The organism is Bacillus sp. GW823-FHT06A10, from assembly GCF_058795375.1.
Genome location: NZ_JBXAHT010000001.1, coordinates 1,556,890 through 1,573,455 on the forward strand (window position 1 = coordinate 1,556,890; position 16,566 = coordinate 1,573,455).

At 32.9% G+C, this 16,566-nt stretch carries 15 protein-coding genes and 1 pseudogene; 13 read left to right on the forward strand and 3 right to left on the reverse strand.

Annotated elements, in window-relative coordinates; genetic code table 11:
* Nucleotides 1-5: 5 nt before the first annotated feature.
* Both AC1Q8M_RS08045 and AC1Q8M_RS08050 read left to right on the forward strand, forming a co-directional pair.
* The gene (locus AC1Q8M_RS08045; RefSeq protein WP_001030895.1) at nucleotides 6-476 is read left to right on the forward strand and encodes a MarR family transcriptional regulator; all 471 of its coding nucleotides are present in this window, start codon (nucleotides 6-8) and stop codon (nucleotides 474-476) included.
* Between the two features lie 141 nt (nucleotides 477-617).
* Entirely contained in the window at nucleotides 618-1,853 is a 1,236-nt protein-coding gene (locus tag AC1Q8M_RS08050) for an MFS transporter (RefSeq protein WP_098361387.1), read from the forward strand.
* Nucleotides 1,854-2,077: 224 nt separating this feature from the next.
* On the opposite strand, the gene AC1Q8M_RS08055 is transcribed toward AC1Q8M_RS08050, so the two are convergent.
* The gene (locus tag AC1Q8M_RS08055; protein WP_000415089.1) at nucleotides 2,078-2,407 is read right to left on the reverse strand and encodes a YkvA family protein; all 330 of its coding nucleotides are present in this window, start codon (nucleotides 2,405-2,407) and stop codon (nucleotides 2,078-2,080) included.
* Between the two features lie 247 nt (nucleotides 2,408-2,654).
* On the opposite strand from AC1Q8M_RS08055, the gene AC1Q8M_RS08060 reads away from it, so the two are divergent.
* The 5 genes and pseudogenes from AC1Q8M_RS08060 (at nucleotide 2,655) to AC1Q8M_RS08080 (ending at nucleotide 7,403) form a co-directional block, all read left to right on the forward strand.
* Entirely contained in the window at nucleotides 2,655-3,341 is a 687-nt protein-coding gene (locus tag AC1Q8M_RS08060) for an MBL fold metallo-hydrolase (RefSeq protein WP_098361386.1), read from the forward strand.
* Nucleotides 3,342-3,500: 159 nt separating this feature from the next.
* Nucleotides 3,501-3,770 (forward strand): annotated as a pseudogene (locus AC1Q8M_RS08065) (hypothetical protein).
* A 73-nt stretch (nucleotides 3,771-3,843) separates the two neighbouring features.
* Nucleotides 3,844-5,208, forward strand: coding sequence for a DEAD/DEAH box helicase (locus AC1Q8M_RS08070; protein ID WP_002152922.1), 1,365 nt, complete (start codon nucleotides 3,844-3,846; stop codon nucleotides 5,206-5,208).
* Between the two features lie 250 nt (nucleotides 5,209-5,458).
* Nucleotides 5,459-6,094, forward strand: a complete 636-nt coding sequence (locus AC1Q8M_RS08075; RefSeq protein ID WP_001223562.1) for a TetR/AcrR family transcriptional regulator — start codon at nucleotides 5,459-5,461, stop codon at nucleotides 6,092-6,094.
* 64 nt (nucleotides 6,095-6,158) lie between these two features.
* On the forward strand, nucleotides 6,159-7,403 hold the full coding sequence (locus AC1Q8M_RS08080) for an MFS transporter (protein ID WP_141533087.1): 1,245 nt from the start codon (nucleotides 6,159-6,161) through the stop codon (nucleotides 7,401-7,403).
* Nucleotides 7,404-7,421: 18 nt separating this feature from the next.
* On the opposite strand, the gene AC1Q8M_RS08085 is transcribed toward AC1Q8M_RS08080, so the two are convergent.
* On the reverse strand, nucleotides 7,422-7,895 hold the full coding sequence (locus tag AC1Q8M_RS08085; protein ID WP_141533086.1) for a CDI toxin immunity protein: 474 nt from the start codon (nucleotides 7,893-7,895) through the stop codon (nucleotides 7,422-7,424).
* A gap of 1,937 nt (nucleotides 7,896-9,832) precedes the next feature.
* On the opposite strand from AC1Q8M_RS08085, the gene AC1Q8M_RS08090 reads away from it, so the two are divergent.
* The 3 genes from AC1Q8M_RS08090 to AC1Q8M_RS08100 all read left to right on the forward strand — a co-directional run bounded on the left by AC1Q8M_RS08090 (nucleotide 9,833) and on the right by AC1Q8M_RS08100 (nucleotide 12,185).
* Nucleotides 9,833-10,543, forward strand: a complete 711-nt coding sequence (locus AC1Q8M_RS08090) for a class I SAM-dependent methyltransferase (protein ID WP_048558850.1) — start codon at nucleotides 9,833-9,835, stop codon at nucleotides 10,541-10,543.
* Between the two features lie 117 nt (nucleotides 10,544-10,660).
* Nucleotides 10,661-11,068 carry a VOC family protein gene (locus AC1Q8M_RS08095; RefSeq protein WP_098361383.1) on the forward strand — a complete coding sequence of 136 codons (408 nt, stop codon included), beginning with the start codon at nucleotides 10,661-10,663 and terminating at the stop codon, nucleotides 11,066-11,068.
* A 334-nt stretch (nucleotides 11,069-11,402) separates the two neighbouring features.
* Entirely contained in the window at nucleotides 11,403-12,185 is a 783-nt protein-coding gene (locus tag AC1Q8M_RS08100; protein WP_016512842.1) for a class I SAM-dependent methyltransferase, read from the forward strand.
* A 157-nt stretch (nucleotides 12,186-12,342) separates the two neighbouring features.
* Here AC1Q8M_RS08100 and AC1Q8M_RS08105 read toward each other — a convergent pair whose 3' ends face one another.
* Nucleotides 12,343-14,028, reverse strand: coding sequence for an alpha-keto acid decarboxylase family protein (locus AC1Q8M_RS08105; RefSeq protein ID WP_080126382.1), 1,686 nt, complete (start codon nucleotides 14,026-14,028; stop codon nucleotides 12,343-12,345).
* A 107-nt stretch (nucleotides 14,029-14,135) separates the two neighbouring features.
* Here AC1Q8M_RS08105 and AC1Q8M_RS08110 point away from each other — a divergent pair, with 107 nt between their 5' ends.
* From AC1Q8M_RS08110 to AC1Q8M_RS08120, 3 genes are all read left to right on the forward strand, one after another.
* On the forward strand, nucleotides 14,136-14,618 hold the full coding sequence (locus AC1Q8M_RS08110) for a MarR family winged helix-turn-helix transcriptional regulator (RefSeq protein WP_016081625.1): 483 nt from the start codon (nucleotides 14,136-14,138) through the stop codon (nucleotides 14,616-14,618).
* Between the two features lie 166 nt (nucleotides 14,619-14,784).
* Nucleotides 14,785-15,522 (forward strand): 2,3-diphosphoglycerate-dependent phosphoglycerate mutase, encoded by a 738-nt coding sequence (gene gpmA, locus AC1Q8M_RS08115; protein ID WP_016512840.1) that lies wholly within the window; start codon nucleotides 14,785-14,787, stop codon nucleotides 15,520-15,522.
* A 238-nt stretch (nucleotides 15,523-15,760) separates the two neighbouring features.
* Nucleotides 15,761-16,498 (forward strand): type II toxin-antitoxin system SpoIISA family toxin, encoded by a 738-nt coding sequence (locus AC1Q8M_RS08120; RefSeq protein ID WP_000624982.1) that lies wholly within the window; start codon nucleotides 15,761-15,763, stop codon nucleotides 16,496-16,498.
* Nucleotides 16,499-16,566 lie beyond the last annotated feature (68 nt).

The following is a 16,566-nucleotide window of genomic DNA, read 5'->3' on the forward strand; positions in this document are numbered from 1 at the left end:
AGGTCATGAATAAAGAAGAACAGGTCATGAACGGTTTCAGGGAATTATATAATAAGCTGGTTTGGCTAAATAAAGATAAGATGGAAGAAGGTCTTAAAGGTTTTAAGTCTTCTGAAGTTCACTGCATTGAATATATTGAAAACAATGCAGATTCTAACGTGACACAACTCGCAGAGGCTTTTTATGTGACTCGCGGTGCTATAAGTAGAATGACTAAGAAGCTCATACAAAAAGGTTTTATTGAAAGCTACCAAAAGTCAGAAAATAAGAAAGAAATTTATTTTAGGCTTACCGAACAAGGGAAAGAAATTTATAAAATCCATGAAAATCTGCACAAAGAGTTTCATGAGCGGGATAAAGCTGTATTTGAGCAAGTAACTAAAGAAGAATTCGACAGTATAATTCGTTTCGTGGAAAAGTATAGTAGACATTTGGATGCAGAAATAAAGAAACAAGGTATACATATTAAATCGTAATACATTTTAATAATGAAATGGCAGCCCTACTCTAATGCGAATAGGCTGCTTTTTTATTATGTCATTTTTGTTGACTAATCAACAAAACAGAGTTATTATTTTGTTGACGAAGCAACAAAGTATTTTAAGGAGAGAAGTTAAATGTCTATATTTAGATCACAAAATGAAAGGGAAACTGAAAAAAGCATAGATAAACATGCTTTACTATTCGGACTTATTTCTGTATTTCTTTGTGGTATAGGTTTCAGTATCATCATGCCTGTAGTCCCATTCTTAGTACAGCCATATATAAGTAATCCGGAAGAACAAGCATTAGTTGTAACACTACTAACTTCCGTATATGCGGCTTGCGTGTTTTTAGCTGCCCCAGTACTCGGGGCTTTAAGCGATAAGTATGGCCGTCGTCCATTACTTTTAATATGCTTATTTGGTTCTGCAATTGGGTACTTAGTTTTTGGAATAGGAGGAGCTTTATGGGTACTATTTGCTGGACGCATAATAGAAGGAATAACAGGCGGGAGCATAAGTACTATCTTCGCATACTTTGCAGACATCATTCCAAAAGAGCAGAGAACGAAATACTTTGGATGGGTGAGTGCAGTTGTAGGTGCGGGAACTATCATTGGTCCAACCATTGGGGGGGGACTTGCCAAGTTTGGTGATACTGTACCTATGTATTTTGGTGCAATCATAACGTTAATAAATGTTGTATATGGGATCAAATATATGCCTGAGAGTCTTGAAAAAAATAATAGGTTGAAAGAGATTACTTTTGTAAGGTTAAATCCTTTTGCACAGCTAGCAAACATACTTTCCATGAAAAGTTTAAAATGGTTACTTGTCTCAGCGTTTTTACTTTGGATACCTAACGGATCTTTACAAGCAATTTTCACGCAATTTACAATGGATACTTTCAGTTGGAAACCTGCATTAATCGGACTTATGTTTTCAATTTTGGGCTTTCAAGACATCTTTTCACAAAGTTTTATCATGCCAAAGCTTTTGATCCAGCTTAGTGATAAACAAATAGCAATTCTTGGGATGGTTTCGGAGATTATAGGATACAGTTTTATTGCGGCATCAGCTTTGTTTTCACTCTATCCACTACTTATCGTTGGAATGCTGATGTATGGTTTTGGGGATTCAATTTTCGGGCCTTCATTCAACGGGATGCTTTCAAAGTCTGTTAGTTCTAGTGAACAAGGAAGGATTCAAGGTGGAAGCCAATCTATTCAAGCTTTAGCAAGAATGATTGGTCCTATTATTGGAGGACAAATCTATGTATCACTTGGTCATACTGCACCTGCTTTTATGGGTATGATCCTTATAGTCGCGGCAATAGCAGTTTTGTATAAGGGGACACATGCAACTATATAAACTATCTGCACTGTTATTGACTTTCGTTATGAAAGAATCTCTCTACCGGAATCTTTCATGAATCAATTGCATAACAAATATAAGAACAAATAATAGGGTGTCAGAACTTAGGAACAAGTGCTGACACCCTATTTGTTTACAGTTTGAGGACTAAGAGAAATTCTTTTACTTTTTAGGAATTTATATTGTGCAATACTCTCATGGTAAATGACTAGATAGTTTAATTATGCTTGTGCTGAAGTAAATAATGACTCCATTTTTACCTTGCTTTTCTCTCGAATTTCAGCATCTGCATGGCGCATCACATATTTATGCGCTACAGCGATTGCTAAAACATCATCTAATAAGCCAATCCCAATAATAGCAGCTATATCTGGAATGAAATCGATTGTTAATACGTAATAAGATAAAGCGGCTAATATTATGAATTTCGCTTTAGTAGGTAATTCTTTCTTTTTCATTGTGTAGAATAAGATAATACTTTCATATACGCTGGATTTACCGAGGTTTACAGAGCTTTTTTTGAACTTTTTCCAAAGTGTCTGTTTCTCCATATAAACACTCCTTTTACAAAAACATAGATTTTTTAAAAGGATGGACAAAGAAGAGAGAGGTTAATCAATTTTATTGTTTTTCTTAATTATATATTTCCATAAAAATAGGGGAATACCTGTTCAAAATAATATAATGTGGATTATGCAACGATTCACAGTGTTCCGTTACATAGTATATATATTGTAAAATGTATGTGGGTGATTTAGTTATTATTATGCATTTTATAAGCGGTATGGGGGAAGAAAAATGAAAATAATAGAACTACCAATTGAATTCGAATTTAACGGGCAAAAACAATGTATTTATCCAAGTTTAATTATATTACATAATGAATTAACGTTAGTCGATACAGGATATCCAAGTTTTTTACCTTTAATTGAAAATGCAATATTAAAACATGGATATGAGATGAAAAACTTAAAGAATATAATTATTACCCATTATGATGACGATCATATAGGATCTTTATATGATTTCAAAGTGAAATATCCAAATATTAATGTTATTGCTAGTGAAATTGAATCTAACTATATTAATGGTGATATAAAATCAGAGAGGTTAGTTCAAGCTGAAGAAATGTTAGAACGTATGCCAAATGAAGAAAAAGAATTTGGTAGATGGTTTATACAACAGTTAAAAAATATAAAACATATTTCCGTCGATGAAAAAGTACATGATGGTCAAATGATTTTGAATAATGAATGTCAAGTAGTGGCAACGCCAGGACATACCTCGGGGCATATTTCATTATATTTTCCCAATTTAGACTGTGTAATTACAGGAGATGCAGCGGTTCAAGAGAATCGAGAGTTAGTTATAGCTAATCCGAATTTTTGTTTAGATATAGAAAGGGCGGAACAGTCTTTAAATAGGATTAAAAGTCTTAAAGCAGCACAGTATTATTGCTATCATGGAGGAAAGCTTACTGTATAAACTAATGAAAACCGGTCTTTCCTAAATCGAAAAGATCGGTTTTTTAGTTCATATATTTTGCGAGTTCAACCAAATCAGTAACATTATATTTCGGTAAAATTGAAGTATATATGTAAAGAAGAATATATATAATTTGAGCAAGGGTATAGGGGGGAGAAGATGGGTTCGTTATTTGATGTAATAGCAGATATCATTTTATTTTATCCTCGAAATGACATGAAATTGAAACACCATATCGCAAAATTAAGTGAATTAGAGTGGTTTTGAAATCTACATGAAGATCCGAAGTATACAAGTTTAATTTGGAGTAATAGAAAAATTAAGAAGTTCATTTTGTCTTCTACTAACATGGAAGCATTAATAAAATCTGAGAAAAAGCAAAAAGAATTTGTTCATCTAGTACAGGATGAATATAAAAAAAGAAGATAAGAATTTTTTTATTTTTCATATTTGGCGAAACAAATGGTACAATGAAAGCTAATGTGAAAAATAAGGAAAAGAAGTGGTCTATTTGAAAAACTTTTTAGAATTAGGAATTAGTGAAACTTTTAATCATACATTACGTGAAAATGGAATTACAGAAGCAACACCAATTCAAGAGAAGGCAATTCCTGTTATTATGTCAGGTAAAGATATTATTGGGCAGGCGAAAACAGGAACGGGTAAAACGTTAGCATTCGTGTTACCGATTTTAGAAAAAATCGATCCAGAGTCTAGTGATGTTCAGGCTTTAATTGTTGCACCAACAAGGGAACTAGCCCTGCAAATTACAACTGAAATTAAAAAAATGCTTGTTCAAAGAGAAGATATTAATGTACTAGCGATTTATGGTGGGCAAGATGTAGCACAACAGTTGAGAAAATTAAAAGGTAATACACATATTGTTGTTGCAACACCAGGAAGATTATTAGATCATATACGACGTGAAACAATTGATTTAAGTAATCTTTCAACGATTGTACTAGATGAAGCGGATCAAATGCTTTATTTCGGTTTCTTATATGATATTGAAGATATTTTAGATGAGACACCTGGTAGTAAACAAACGATGTTATTCTCAGCAACGATGCCAAAAGATATTAAAAAATTGGCGAAACGTTATATGGATGAGCCGCAAATGATTCAAGTACAAAGTGAAGAAGTAACGGTAGATACAATTGAACAGCGTGTCATTGAGACGACAGATCGTGCAAAGCCAGATGCACTTCGTTTTGTTATGGATCGTGATCAGCCATTTTTAGCAGTTATTTTCTGTCGTACAAAGGTTAGAGCAAGTAAGCTTTATGATAATTTAAAAGGACTAGGTTATAATTGTGCTGAACTTCATGGTGATATACCTCAAGCGAAACGTGAAAGAGTTATGAAGAGTTTCCGCGAAGCTAAAATTCAGTACTTAATCGCAACGGATGTAGCAGCTCGTGGACTTGATGTAGATGGTGTAACGCACGTATTTAACTTTGATATCCCTGAAGATGTAGAAAGTTATATTCACCGCATTGGCCGAACAGGACGTGCAGGTGGATCAGGTCTTGCAATTACGTTCGTTGCAGCGAAAGATGAAAAACATTTAGAAGAAATTGAAAAAACGCTTGGTGCACCAATACAAAGAGAAATAATCGAACAACCGAAGATAAAACGTGTAGATGAAAATGGAAAACCGGTACCAAAGCCAGCTCCGAAGAAATCAGGTCAAAATCGTCAAAGAGATAGCCGCGAAGGTTCGAGAAGTGAATCAAGACGTGATTCTAGAAATAGCTCAAGAAATGATTCAAGAAATAGTTCGAGAAATGAAAACAACCGATCATTTAATAAGCCAAGTAATAAAAAAGGTAGTACAAAGCAAGGTCAGCAACGACGTGGCCGTTAAATAGGTATTATTGTCAAAGAGTCGCAAAGCGTTGCGGCTCTTTTTTTATACAAAGAAGTCGATACAAGTACAAGGGAGGTGTTAAAGAGTAATTCTTGAAATTTCATTCACCGTATTAAAATATTTTAAAAAATCCATAAAGGAAATAGAAAGTATGGTGTTGTATATGTACGATAATAGGAAACTTTTTGCAAACTAAACATATAATTTTAATAGACCGACAGTCGGTCTAGTGAGAAGGAGAACTTGAATGCGAATTGTAAAAGAGTATGAGGAGCGTAGAAAGGAAATTTTAGAAATAGCTGAGCGTTTGTTTCTTACGAAAGGCTATACGAAAACAACCGTGAATGACATTTTAAAAGAAATTGGTATAGCAAAGGGGACGTTTTATCATTATTTTAAGTCGAAGGAGGAAGTAATGGATGAAATCATTATGAGGATTATTAAAGAGGATGTCACTAAGGCGAAAAGGATTGTCTCCAATCCCGATATTCCAGTTTTAGATAAGTTATTTAAAATTTTAATGGAACAATCACCAAAATCGGGAGATGTAAAAGAAAAAATGATTGAACAATTCCATCAACCAAATAATGCAGAAATGCATCAGAAAAGTTTAGTGCAGTCCATTATACATTTATCTCCTGTATTAACGGAAGTTTTAGAGCAAGGAATAGAAGAAGGCATATTTTGTACCTCATACCCACAAGAAACGATTGAACTGTTAATTTCCTCAGCGCAAGTCATATTTGATGATAGTTTATTCCAGTGGAAACCTGAAGAAATGATAAACAGAGCTAAAGCTTATATCAAAATGATGGAAGCATCTGTCGGAGCGAAAGAGGGATCTTTTGATTATATGATGGAAGTTTTAATTAAACAGAAATAGTGATTTTCTGTTTGAGTATTATCGACCGACAGTCGGTCTAGGTTAAATGAAGGATGTGACGAGGATGCCAGCAAGTATTCAATCTTCCTTGAAAGATTTTCACTTAATGGTAAGTGGTCAAATTATTACTATTTTAGGTTCAACACTATTACGTTTTGCTCTCTCACTATATGTGCTAGATATAACAGGGCGTGCAGATATATTCGCAGGGTTATATGCGGTAACGAGTATTCCGTTTCTGCTAGCACCTCTTGGCGGAGCAATAGCAGATCGTTTCAACCGCCGTAATGTAATGGTCATTTTTGATTTTATAAACGCTGCTATTGTATTAAGTTTTATAGTTTTGTTATTAACTGAATCGGTATCTATTTTAATGATTGGAACAATGATGTTTTTACTAGCAGTCGTTAGTGCAATGTACGCACCAGTTGTAATGGCGAGTATTCCTCAATTAGTTCCAGAGAAAAAGTTAGAACAAGCAAACGGTATCGTAAATGGTGTGCAAGCATTATCTAATATAGTTGCACCTGTACTAGGAGGAATATTATACGGCATAATTGGTTTGAAAATGCTCGTAATAATAAGTTGTCTCGCTTTCTTTTTATCTGCAATTTTAGAAATGTTTATTACAATACCATTTATAAAAAGAATACAGGAAGGCCATATCGTACCGATAATTGTAAAAGATATGAAAGAAGGTTTTCTTTATGTTTTAAAGCAACCTTTTATTTTGAAGGCTATGTTACTTGCAGCTTTACTAAACTTAATTTTGACACCGTTATTTGTTGTTGGAGGACCTATTATATTACGAGTAACTATGCAGAGTAGCGATACGATGTATGGAATTGGAATGGGATTAATTGATTTTGCAACTATATTAGGTGCATTGTCAATCGGTTTCTTTGCTAAAAAGTTACAGATGAAAACATTATATAATTGGATGCTTATCATAGTTTTATTAGTAATACCAGTGGCACTATCAGTTACACCGTTTACTCTTAATTTAGGATACTATCCACCATTTATCCTCTTTATACTTTCTTCTCTTCTAATCGCAATGACTATGACAATTGTATCCATCTATGTGATTACTGTAGTCCAAAAGAAAACACCAAATGAAAATCTAGGAAAAGTAATGGCAATTATAACAGCGGTATCTCAATGTATGGCACCAATTGGGCAAGTCGTATATGGTTTTATGTTTGAAGGATTCAGTGCGAAAATTTATTTACCTATATTTGCTATTAGTTTCATAATGATAATAATAGCGGTGGTGACGAAGAAAATATTATCGAATGAAGGGAACTAGCTTCATATGCTTAGAGTATTAGCGAAACCCAACCCTAATCAATTCTTCATCATTTATTTCAATTACGAATCTATATTCTTTATCTAATAGCCAGTAATAAAAACTGACTGCATCAACGTCAACTAGTGATTGGAATACTTTATCAAGATTTGTACTTACTACAGGGATTTCATAGTTATCCCATATTATAAAAATCTGTTCATCAAAATCTAGTTGGTTTGCTCTAATAAGGGAAATTAGTTGTTCTTTGTTCGAAGCTATGAATTGATTATCTATCTGTTCCCAATCTATTCTTCCCGAGACAGTTATAGGAAATAAATTCATTAAAATAGTAGCAATCTGCTGGCTTTTTTCTTGGGAGAAAATGAAAGTTTCGTTTCCTAGGGATTCAAGGCATTCATTAAACAAAGGGTTTGTATCATTTCTGTTTTTTGTTTTCAGTGCTCTTAACTTTTGTCGCAATTTCCATTGTCTTGACAATCTATCATCCATTTTTAACATTCCTTATACAATTATTTAAGAATGAGTATAGCATATAAGGGAAGTCTTTATGAAAAGGAACTTTTTAAATATAAATTAAACAAAAGTGTTATTTGAAAAAAGGGCCTTTTACGGAAAGATAAGAGGCCATCAAAAAATATAACAACATAAAAATTTTATATTATGTATATACAATTTGAAAAGTTTACTGGAAATAATAAAATGTATAAAATTCTTATAAAAAAAGCCCTAGGATTAGGGGGGCTAGGGCTTACTCTGTTGGTATATCTCACAAGATATTATAAAAAGAAAAAGAACTTAATGAAGATAACACATGAATGTTTCGTAAATGTATCAAAAAAGTGAACAAAAGCGTTATTTTAAGGACCATGATATATTATCAAGGGCTGTATAAATATAACTATACATTAGGTAAAAGAGATATTTCGGATTGTATTTTTGTTTCCAGTTCATAATAATCACCTCTCATACAAATAGTTTAATTATATTATAAGGTTATTAAAGAGAATGTTAAGAAAACTTGATATGAATTAAGGTGAATTTAAACAAACTAGTAATTGTAATTAAAAAGCAGTTAGCTTTTGCTAGCTGTTTCACTCACTGGAAGTTTTTTTATGTAATTTAGATAAAGAAACTAGCCATTAAAAATATTGCTCCTATCAAAATTAGAGAATCAACTAAAATCAAGAACTGTTTTTTCTGTGGCTTTTGAAATTCCTTTATTAATCTAAAAACTGAACTTACTCCGAAACAAATGTATAACAAAATCATTATTATTTTTAGCATTACTAACACTTCTAATATATTAATTATGTATTGGAGAATATATCCATATAAGTTTTTAATAAAATTCTTATTTAAATAGAAAATGCCAGCTGAAATGTCAAGGGCGTATCAGCTGGTACTGAAATAGATATTAACTTTTAATATTAGGTTTTTTAGTTCCTACTTTTGCTCTTATTTTTAGAAGAGATTGTACCAAATATTGCTCCGGACATTGCTCCAATCAAAGTCATAAAAATTGCACTCCATGCTGCAAATGACATAATTACACCTCCTAATAATAAAATGCTACAACTATATTAATTATTATATATATGAATTTAATAATGTAAAGTGGGGGAAAAGTTAGAAAATTATACAAAAGTGTTAATTCAATTAAAAAAAGAGCCCCGCTATAATGGCTGCAAGGCTTCATAAGGTCGAGTTGTGTCGTACTCACAAGGGATTTTAACATGAATGTTGTGGTAAACATACTAAATGTATCTAATTTATTTAGAGCAGTTATTTTAAACAAAAACAATATTTGGTAAGTATATTGTTTTTAACAAAAATTTAATTTTATGGAAATTAAAACCCTAGTTTCCTAGGGTAATGGTATAACAGCCAAATATATTTTATTCTTATATATCTTAACTTAATATTACGCTAAAAACATCAGGTAAGTGTAACCAATTGCAGAAAATAAAAGAGCAGCTAGCAAACGCTAACTGCTCGGTTCTCCAAGGGGGAACAAGGAGAAAATCTAATGTCATATACAGTATTAACGGAATATTGAGTTTTATTCTATTTAAATCAAAAAAATGAATTTAATAATTACGATGCGATTAAAGATACTAAAAACACACTATTAATATTAAGTACAAAAGTAAGAACAATGTAAGTGTGATTGTAATTATACTTCTAATCGTTGTTTTCGCAGTAGTTGGCGTATTCATTCCTATAAGGCCACCAATAAAGGTCCAAGCTGTTAATATCAGTAAAAAAATTATTGGGTCGGTAGAACTCCAATTCATCGCTGTATTAATAGATTCATTTTCAAAGTATAGGATAAGTAAGCCAATACAAATAGTAGGAGTTTTTTCTTTGTTTGAAAGTTCAAAAAGATATATAATAATTTTCTGACTATTAAAATATGGAGGATAAAAATGAAAACTGAAACGTTACACACACAAGAAGATATTTTAAAAATGCTTGATTCATTATTAAGACCTGCAGAACCATTTTGGAATGAGTTTTATGAGAATAAAGAAAAAGATGTTCCGTTTTTTGAAAATATTCCAGATGAGAATCTAGTTTCGTATATAAAAAAAGAGAGAGTTTCAAAAGGGAAAGTATTAGAACTTGGATGTGGTCCAGGTAGAAATGCCATTTATTTAGCGACTCAAGGATTTGATGTAACAGCAGTGGATTTATCTGTAGAGGGCATTAATTGGGCTAAAGAGAGGGCATTAGAAAAAGGAATAGGAATTCATTTTATTTGTAATTCAATTTTTAATTTAGAGGTTCAAAACGAATTTGATTTTGTATACGATTCGGGCTGTTTGCACCACATTCCACCGCATAGAAGAATAAATTATGTGGATTTAATTAAAAACTCATTAAAATCGGGTGGTTATTTCGGATTAACATGTTTTGCGGCAGGCGATTTAGATGAGCGAAATGGATCAGAAATAACAGATTGGGATGTATATAGAGGGTGGAGTCTACAAGGTGGTCTTGCATACTCGGAAGAAAAGTTAAGAGAGATATTTAAAGAATTTGAGGTAATTGAGATTAGAAGGATGAAACAAATGAAACAACCGAATGAAATGTTTGGAGAATCATTTCTTTGGACAGCATTATTTAAGAAGAAATAATAAAGTAGATAATTGACAAACTCATCGTTTTTATAGAATATATATTAATAGGAATATACGTTCGGTTTTTGAGTGACGTATGTTTTACATAAATACATAACAAGGGGCTGTCTCCATATGAGTAACGCAAATCAAAAAATTACTACGTTTTTAATGTTTGAGGGCAAAGCTGAGGAAGCGATGAATTTTTATACTTCGCTATTTGATCAATCAGAAATTGTAAGTATTTCTCGCTACGATGAAAATGGACCTGGTAAAGAGGGAACTGTAATTCATGCAACTTTTACGCTAAATGGCCAAGAGTTTATGTGTATTGATAGTTATGTAAATCATAATTTTACATTCACTCCAGCTATGTCTCTTTATGTAACTTGTGAGACAGAAGAAGAAATTGATACGGTCTTTCATAAACTAGCGCAGGATGGAGCAATTCTTATGCCTTTAGGTCCTTATCCGTTTAGTAAAAAGTTTGGCTGGTTAAATGATAAGTATGGTGTATCTTGGCAGTTAACTCTTGCTGAATAAAAAAGAAAAATCATAGCTTATTTGTTTAAAGGATTTAGTTAAAAGCTTGAAAAATGAAATAACATAAAAAAGCGTTCCAACTGTTAACAGATTTGGAATGCTTTTTTTATGTGGAAGTGAGTTGTTTAAAACTTACCAATTCTACGATTAGTTTAAATGAATGGAATAGATGTGTAATTCTTTGTCTTTTTAGAATTCTTTGGTAATTATTTGCATTTATCTGTTAATATAAATATAGACAACTATGTATGAACTATCAGGCAGGTTAATAGAAAAAGGAAAGCATTAAGCTTACACATTGAATGCAACTAGATCGTTAGGAGGACTAATCGCGATGGATACTACACAACAAAACAGCAATGCATGGGATAAGAAGGTTGAAGAAGGTTCTAGATACACGCAGCCTGTAAGTAGCGAGATTGTTGAGAAAAGCAAATCAGGTGAATGGGAGATTACAGTCACTACGGAAAAATCAGTTCCTAGAGAGTGGTTTCCAAAGTCATTAGATGGATTAAAGATACTTTGCTTAGCATCAGGTGGTGGACAACAAGCACCTGTTCTAGCTGCTGCTGGAGCAGATGTAACAGTAACTGATATATCTAAGAAGCAATTGGAACAAGATGAAAAGGTAGCAAAAAGGGATGGTTTGTCTTTAAAAACCGTACAAGGAGATATGTCAGACCTTGGTGATTTTGAGGATGATTATTTTGATATTGTTGTAAATCCTGTCTCTAATTTGTTTGTAAAAGATGTTCATCTTGTATGGAATGAAGTTTCTAGGGTTTTAAAGAATAAAGGTATTCTTATTGCTGGATTTACAAATCCGTTACTATGGATCTTTGATGATAACCAAGAACAAAAAGGTATTCTTGATGTTAAACATTCAATTCCTTCATCAACATTGGATTATTTACCAGAGGATGAAGTTCAAGATTACATCGATTCAAATCAAACAATAGAATATGCGCATACTTTAGAAGACCAAATCCAAGGCCAAATTGAAGCTGGTTTTGCTATAACAGGTTTTTATGAGGATGATTTTGGTGGGACAAGGATATTAGATAAGCATATTAAAACATTTATTGCGACAAAAGCTATAAAGTTAAAGATGGATTAAGAATTTTTGCTTGTCATACGGGGCGTTAGTCGAAGAATGCTCTTAAAATAGAAAAGGATGGTGCTTTCCATCCTTTTCCTTATGTATTTTGAGTGTCGAAACTATTCTCAAAACAAGTTTTACACTACCAATTGTATAATTAGGTTATGCTTTTATATTAAGAATTTTGCTGACCAAATCTTTTCCCGAGTTTAGCTAACAATTCAGGTTGATCGCTTTGGCTCATTATAACTTCAATAAAGATAAGTTGATTCTTATTAAAAGTTATATTTGTTAAGACTTCTGCTAATTCTGCTTCATTTTCTACTTTAAATGTTAGACTTTTTTCTTCTGACCCAAATACCATTGATAGTTTATTGTAATCCCACATTTGTATATCATTATAAGGTTGGTTTTGGCCGTGAATGGCACGTTCAACGGTGTATCCGTTGTTATTGATTAAAAATATAATCGGTTTTAAATTTTGACGTAGTATAGTTGATAACTCTTGGGCAGTTACTTGGAAAGAACCATCACCAATAATTAAAATGTTGCGCCATGATAAATTGGCGAGCTGTGTACCAAGTAGAGCGGGCAGTGTATATCCGATAGATCCCCATAACGGTTGTCCTACATATGCAGTGTTATTAGGTAGAGGGATAGCAGCACTACCAAAGAAAGGTGTTCCTTGCTCTACAATTAAGACGTCGTTTTCTTGTAAGAAATGGTACATTTGCTGCCAAAAACGTTTTTGTGTGACCATTTGTGCTTTTGGAATGAACTCTTCAGTAAAAGGTGATGATTCTAAAATAAATGGCTTAACGTCAAGGGTATCTTTATTACGATGCTCAATTGAATCACTTAAATGTTGTAAAACATCCTGCATTACAACTGGACCGTATTTTTTATCTATAATTTTCACAGTGTAGGGATGAATTTCTATAACTTGTTCTTTTGTAAAACCTTGTGTGAAGCCGCCTGTAATAGTATCAGTTAACTTCACACCAATACTAATAATACAATCAGATTCATCAATTCTTTTTCTCAAGTACGGAGAACTTACATCACCGGTATAAATCCCTATAAATTGAGGGTGTTTTTCTGGGAATATTCCTTTTCCCATACTTAACGTCGCGATGGGAAACCCAGTTTTTTCTACGAATTGATGTAAATTTTCTTTAGCGTGAAATCGATCTACTTCAAAATCAGCTAAAATTACAGGTTTTTTGGCGTTATTTATTATTGAAGTGGCATGTAGAAGCATTTTATCCAACGCTTCTTTATTACTTAAAATCGGTTTATATAAAATTGGTTCTGTAGGTTTATTAATTGGTTTATTATACACATCAATCGGCAAATTAATATGAACCGGGCGTTTTTCATTCCAACATGCGCGTAAAACACGGTCAATTTCCTCAGCAGCATGCTCAGGTGTTACATTTGTTTGTGCCACAGTGATTTCTCGATACATATTGGAAAAGTGATCGAACTTTCCATCTCCTAACGTATGATGGACGATTGCTCCATTTTCCATTACTTTTGTTGGTGGCGTACCCGTGATTTTTATAACTGGCACGTTTTCCGCATATGAGCCAGCAATACCGTTAATAGCGCTTAATTCTCCAACACCGAAAGTAGTAATAAGAGTAGCGATTCCTTTTATGCGAGCGTACCCATCTGCTGCATATGCAGCATTTAATTCATTACAATTGCCAATCCACTTTAACTTTTCATGTGCTACCACATCATCTAAAAAGGCAAGATTATAATCACCAGGAACCCCAAATATATGTTCAATCCCTAATTCGTGTAGTCTATCCAATAAATATGTACTTACAGTGTATTGTTTTTTCAAATGAATCAGCTCCTAATTATGCAATGAATGTTTCAATAGACTGAACAAGTTCTAATGCGTTGATTAAAATATTCATTACTAGATTGTGGTATAATTTACATACAGGGGGAAAGTAGATGACACAACATAAAGAAGAACAGATGAATGAGGCATTAGCATTATTTTATTTTGCATATAAAACATTTACTGAAAAGCCAGATGAAATTATAAAAGAATATGGCATTCAACGAGTACATCATCGAATTTTATTTTTTATCGCACGTTTTCCAGGGATAAGTGTAAATGAGTTATTATCACTATTAGAAATAAGTAAACAAGCTCTTCACGGACCGTTACGTCAACTTGTGGAAAAGGGCTTAATTGAGAGTAATGAGGCTATGCATGATCGACGTGTAAAACAGTTGTCTTTAACAGAAAAAGGTGCAGATTTAGAGAAAAAACTGAGTGATGTACAAAGACAACAAATGGGTGCTATTTTTTCAAAATTTGGTGAATCATGTGAGGACAATTGGCACCAAGTTATGAATGAAATGGCAAATAGCCGATCAGGTTTTGATGCTTGGGTATCAAAACGGGAAATACCAGTCGATCAAAAATAATGAAAAAACTTCTGTTTTTATCGTTTGAAAAAGAACAAATTTTATCCATACATTTGGCAACTATCGTTTGGTCATAGAGTGAATGGATAAAAAGATACATTACTAGATACTTTATACGTGTACGCAATGGAACAATAAAATTCACATTTCCGAAAGGGGAATTTTAATGATAAAACTTGTACTTATTCGTCACGGACAAAGTTTATGGAATCTTGAAAATCGCTTTACTGGATGGACAGATGTTGATCTATCAGAGAATGGATTAAGTGAAGCGAGAGAAGCAGGAGCAATATTAAAGAAAAACGGATATACTTTTGATGTGGCTTATACATCTGTATTAAAACGCGCAATTCGGACGTTATGGATTGTACTTCATGAGATGGATCTTACTTGGGTCCCAATACATAAATCTTGGAAGCTAAATGAAAGGCATTATGGTGCATTGCAAGGGTTGAATAAAGATGAAACTGCTCAAAAATATGGTGAGGAGCAAGTTCATATTTGGAGAAGAAGTGTTGATGTAAGACCACCGGCTCTTACTGAAGACGATTCTCGATATGAAGCGAATGATCCAAGATATAAAACACTCAAAAAAGGTGAATTCCCATTAACTGAATGTTTAGAGGATACGGAGAAGAGAGTACTTGCTTATTGGCATTCAGAAATTGCGCCGACATTAAAAAGTGGTAATAAAGTAATTATTTCATCACACGGTAACACAATTCGCTCGCTAGTAAAATACTTAGATAACCTTTCAAGTGATGGTGTAGTTTCATTAAATATTCCAACTAGCATTCCGCTTGTTTATGAATTAGACGAAAACTTACGTCCGATTCGTCATTATTATTTAAGTATGGATGGAGAAGTACCTGAAGGGGAAATTCCGAAACATATTTCTTTTTAATACGAAAATTTGAAATGAATGCTTGTCTACATATACAATATAGACTCATGGTAAAGTGAAATTTTAATCAGTGGGGGTCTTACTGCCCACAAATAACAGGATAAAAGACGTGGTACTTTCTAATATATATGCGATGTAGCTAATTTTAGAAGCTTGTCCACGTCTTTTGTCATAAAGAGAGCAGCTTGCGCATGTAATGATATCGTGAGTAGTTTTTGAATGGAGGGTGATGTGATTAATGATCTCTAACATTCGAATTGGCTTATTTGTTTTAGCGATTGTCTTTGTAGTCCTTGTTTTCTTTTATTGGAAAAATGAGGAGTTATACGAGGAGAAAAAGCAACGTATTAGAAAGACTTGGTATGGTTTGTTTATCATATCTGTCACCGTGTATTTCATGATAAAAGGAATTGATTTAACCCTCTGGAAAAATCTTTTAATGTTTACTGCAATGGTTATTTTTGTTGATATTGCGTTCATTTTAACACCTAATATTTCTGAAATATGGGGTGCGAAATTTAGCGATATTGGCAAGACAGTTCAATCAATAAAACGATCATTAATTGCATCTAAAGCGAGAGGAGAAATATACACGACAATTATTCAAAATGTTAATCCATCAGTATTCGGTACGATGGAATGGCATACGGAAGAGGAATATACAAAGAGCTTAAATGCATTTTTAGATTCATATGGGGAAAAGATTGGTGCGAAAATTGTTGTTTTTGAAGCCGCGAAGGAATTAAATACAAACTTTCGTGGTATTCGCTCGCAATTTAGTATTATCGTTCCGTTAGAACATATCGAGCAATTGAATGAGCAGAAAGCGGTGCAAGTAGAAAATGTCGGGATTATACCAGCAAAAATAGTAAGTGACGTTTTCATTGTTATTGATGGAAAGAAAAATAACCTGCAAGATCGGGATTTTGAAAATGTATATAATTTAACAATACATCATAGTTATTTTAGTAAATAAGGACAGAATCTTTTTCTGTCCTTTTCTTCTATACATAAATTAAAAACAAAATCCGACAAAGTTGAATA

Bases quoted from the DNA above. Each gene is read 5' to 3' on its own strand.
- AC1Q8M_RS08045 (WP_001030895.1), top strand. From the start codon at position 6: ATGAATAAAGAAGAACAGGTCATGAACGGTTTCAGGGAATTATATAAT.
- AC1Q8M_RS08050 (WP_098361387.1), top strand. From the start codon at position 618: ATGTCTATATTTAGATCACAAAATGAAAGGGAAACTGAAAAAAGCATA.
- AC1Q8M_RS08055 (WP_000415089.1), bottom strand. From the start codon at position 2,407: ATGGAGAAACAGACACTTTGGAAAAAGTTCAAAAAAAGCTCTGTAAAC.
- AC1Q8M_RS08060 (WP_098361386.1), top strand. From the start codon at position 2,655: ATGAAAATAATAGAACTACCAATTGAATTCGAATTTAACGGGCAAAAA.
- AC1Q8M_RS08075 (WP_001223562.1), top strand. From the start codon at position 5,459: ATGCGAATTGTAAAAGAGTATGAGGAGCGTAGAAAGGAAATTTTAGAA.
- AC1Q8M_RS08080 (WP_141533087.1), top strand. From the start codon at position 6,159: ATGCCAGCAAGTATTCAATCTTCCTTGAAAGATTTTCACTTAATGGTA.
- AC1Q8M_RS08085 (WP_141533086.1), bottom strand. From the start codon at position 7,895: ATGGATGATAGATTGTCAAGACAATGGAAATTGCGACAAAAGTTAAGA.
- AC1Q8M_RS08090 (WP_048558850.1), top strand. From the start codon at position 9,833: ATGAAAACTGAAACGTTACACACACAAGAAGATATTTTAAAAATGCTT.
- AC1Q8M_RS08095 (WP_098361383.1), top strand. From the start codon at position 10,661: ATGAGTAACGCAAATCAAAAAATTACTACGTTTTTAATGTTTGAGGGC.
- AC1Q8M_RS08100 (WP_016512842.1), top strand. From the start codon at position 11,403: ATGGATACTACACAACAAAACAGCAATGCATGGGATAAGAAGGTTGAA.
- AC1Q8M_RS08110 (WP_016081625.1), top strand. From the start codon at position 14,136: ATGACACAACATAAAGAAGAACAGATGAATGAGGCATTAGCATTATTT.
- gpmA (WP_016512840.1), top strand. From the start codon at position 14,785: ATGATAAAACTTGTACTTATTCGTCACGGACAAAGTTTATGGAATCTT.
- AC1Q8M_RS08120 (WP_000624982.1), top strand. From the start codon at position 15,761: ATGATCTCTAACATTCGAATTGGCTTATTTGTTTTAGCGATTGTCTTT.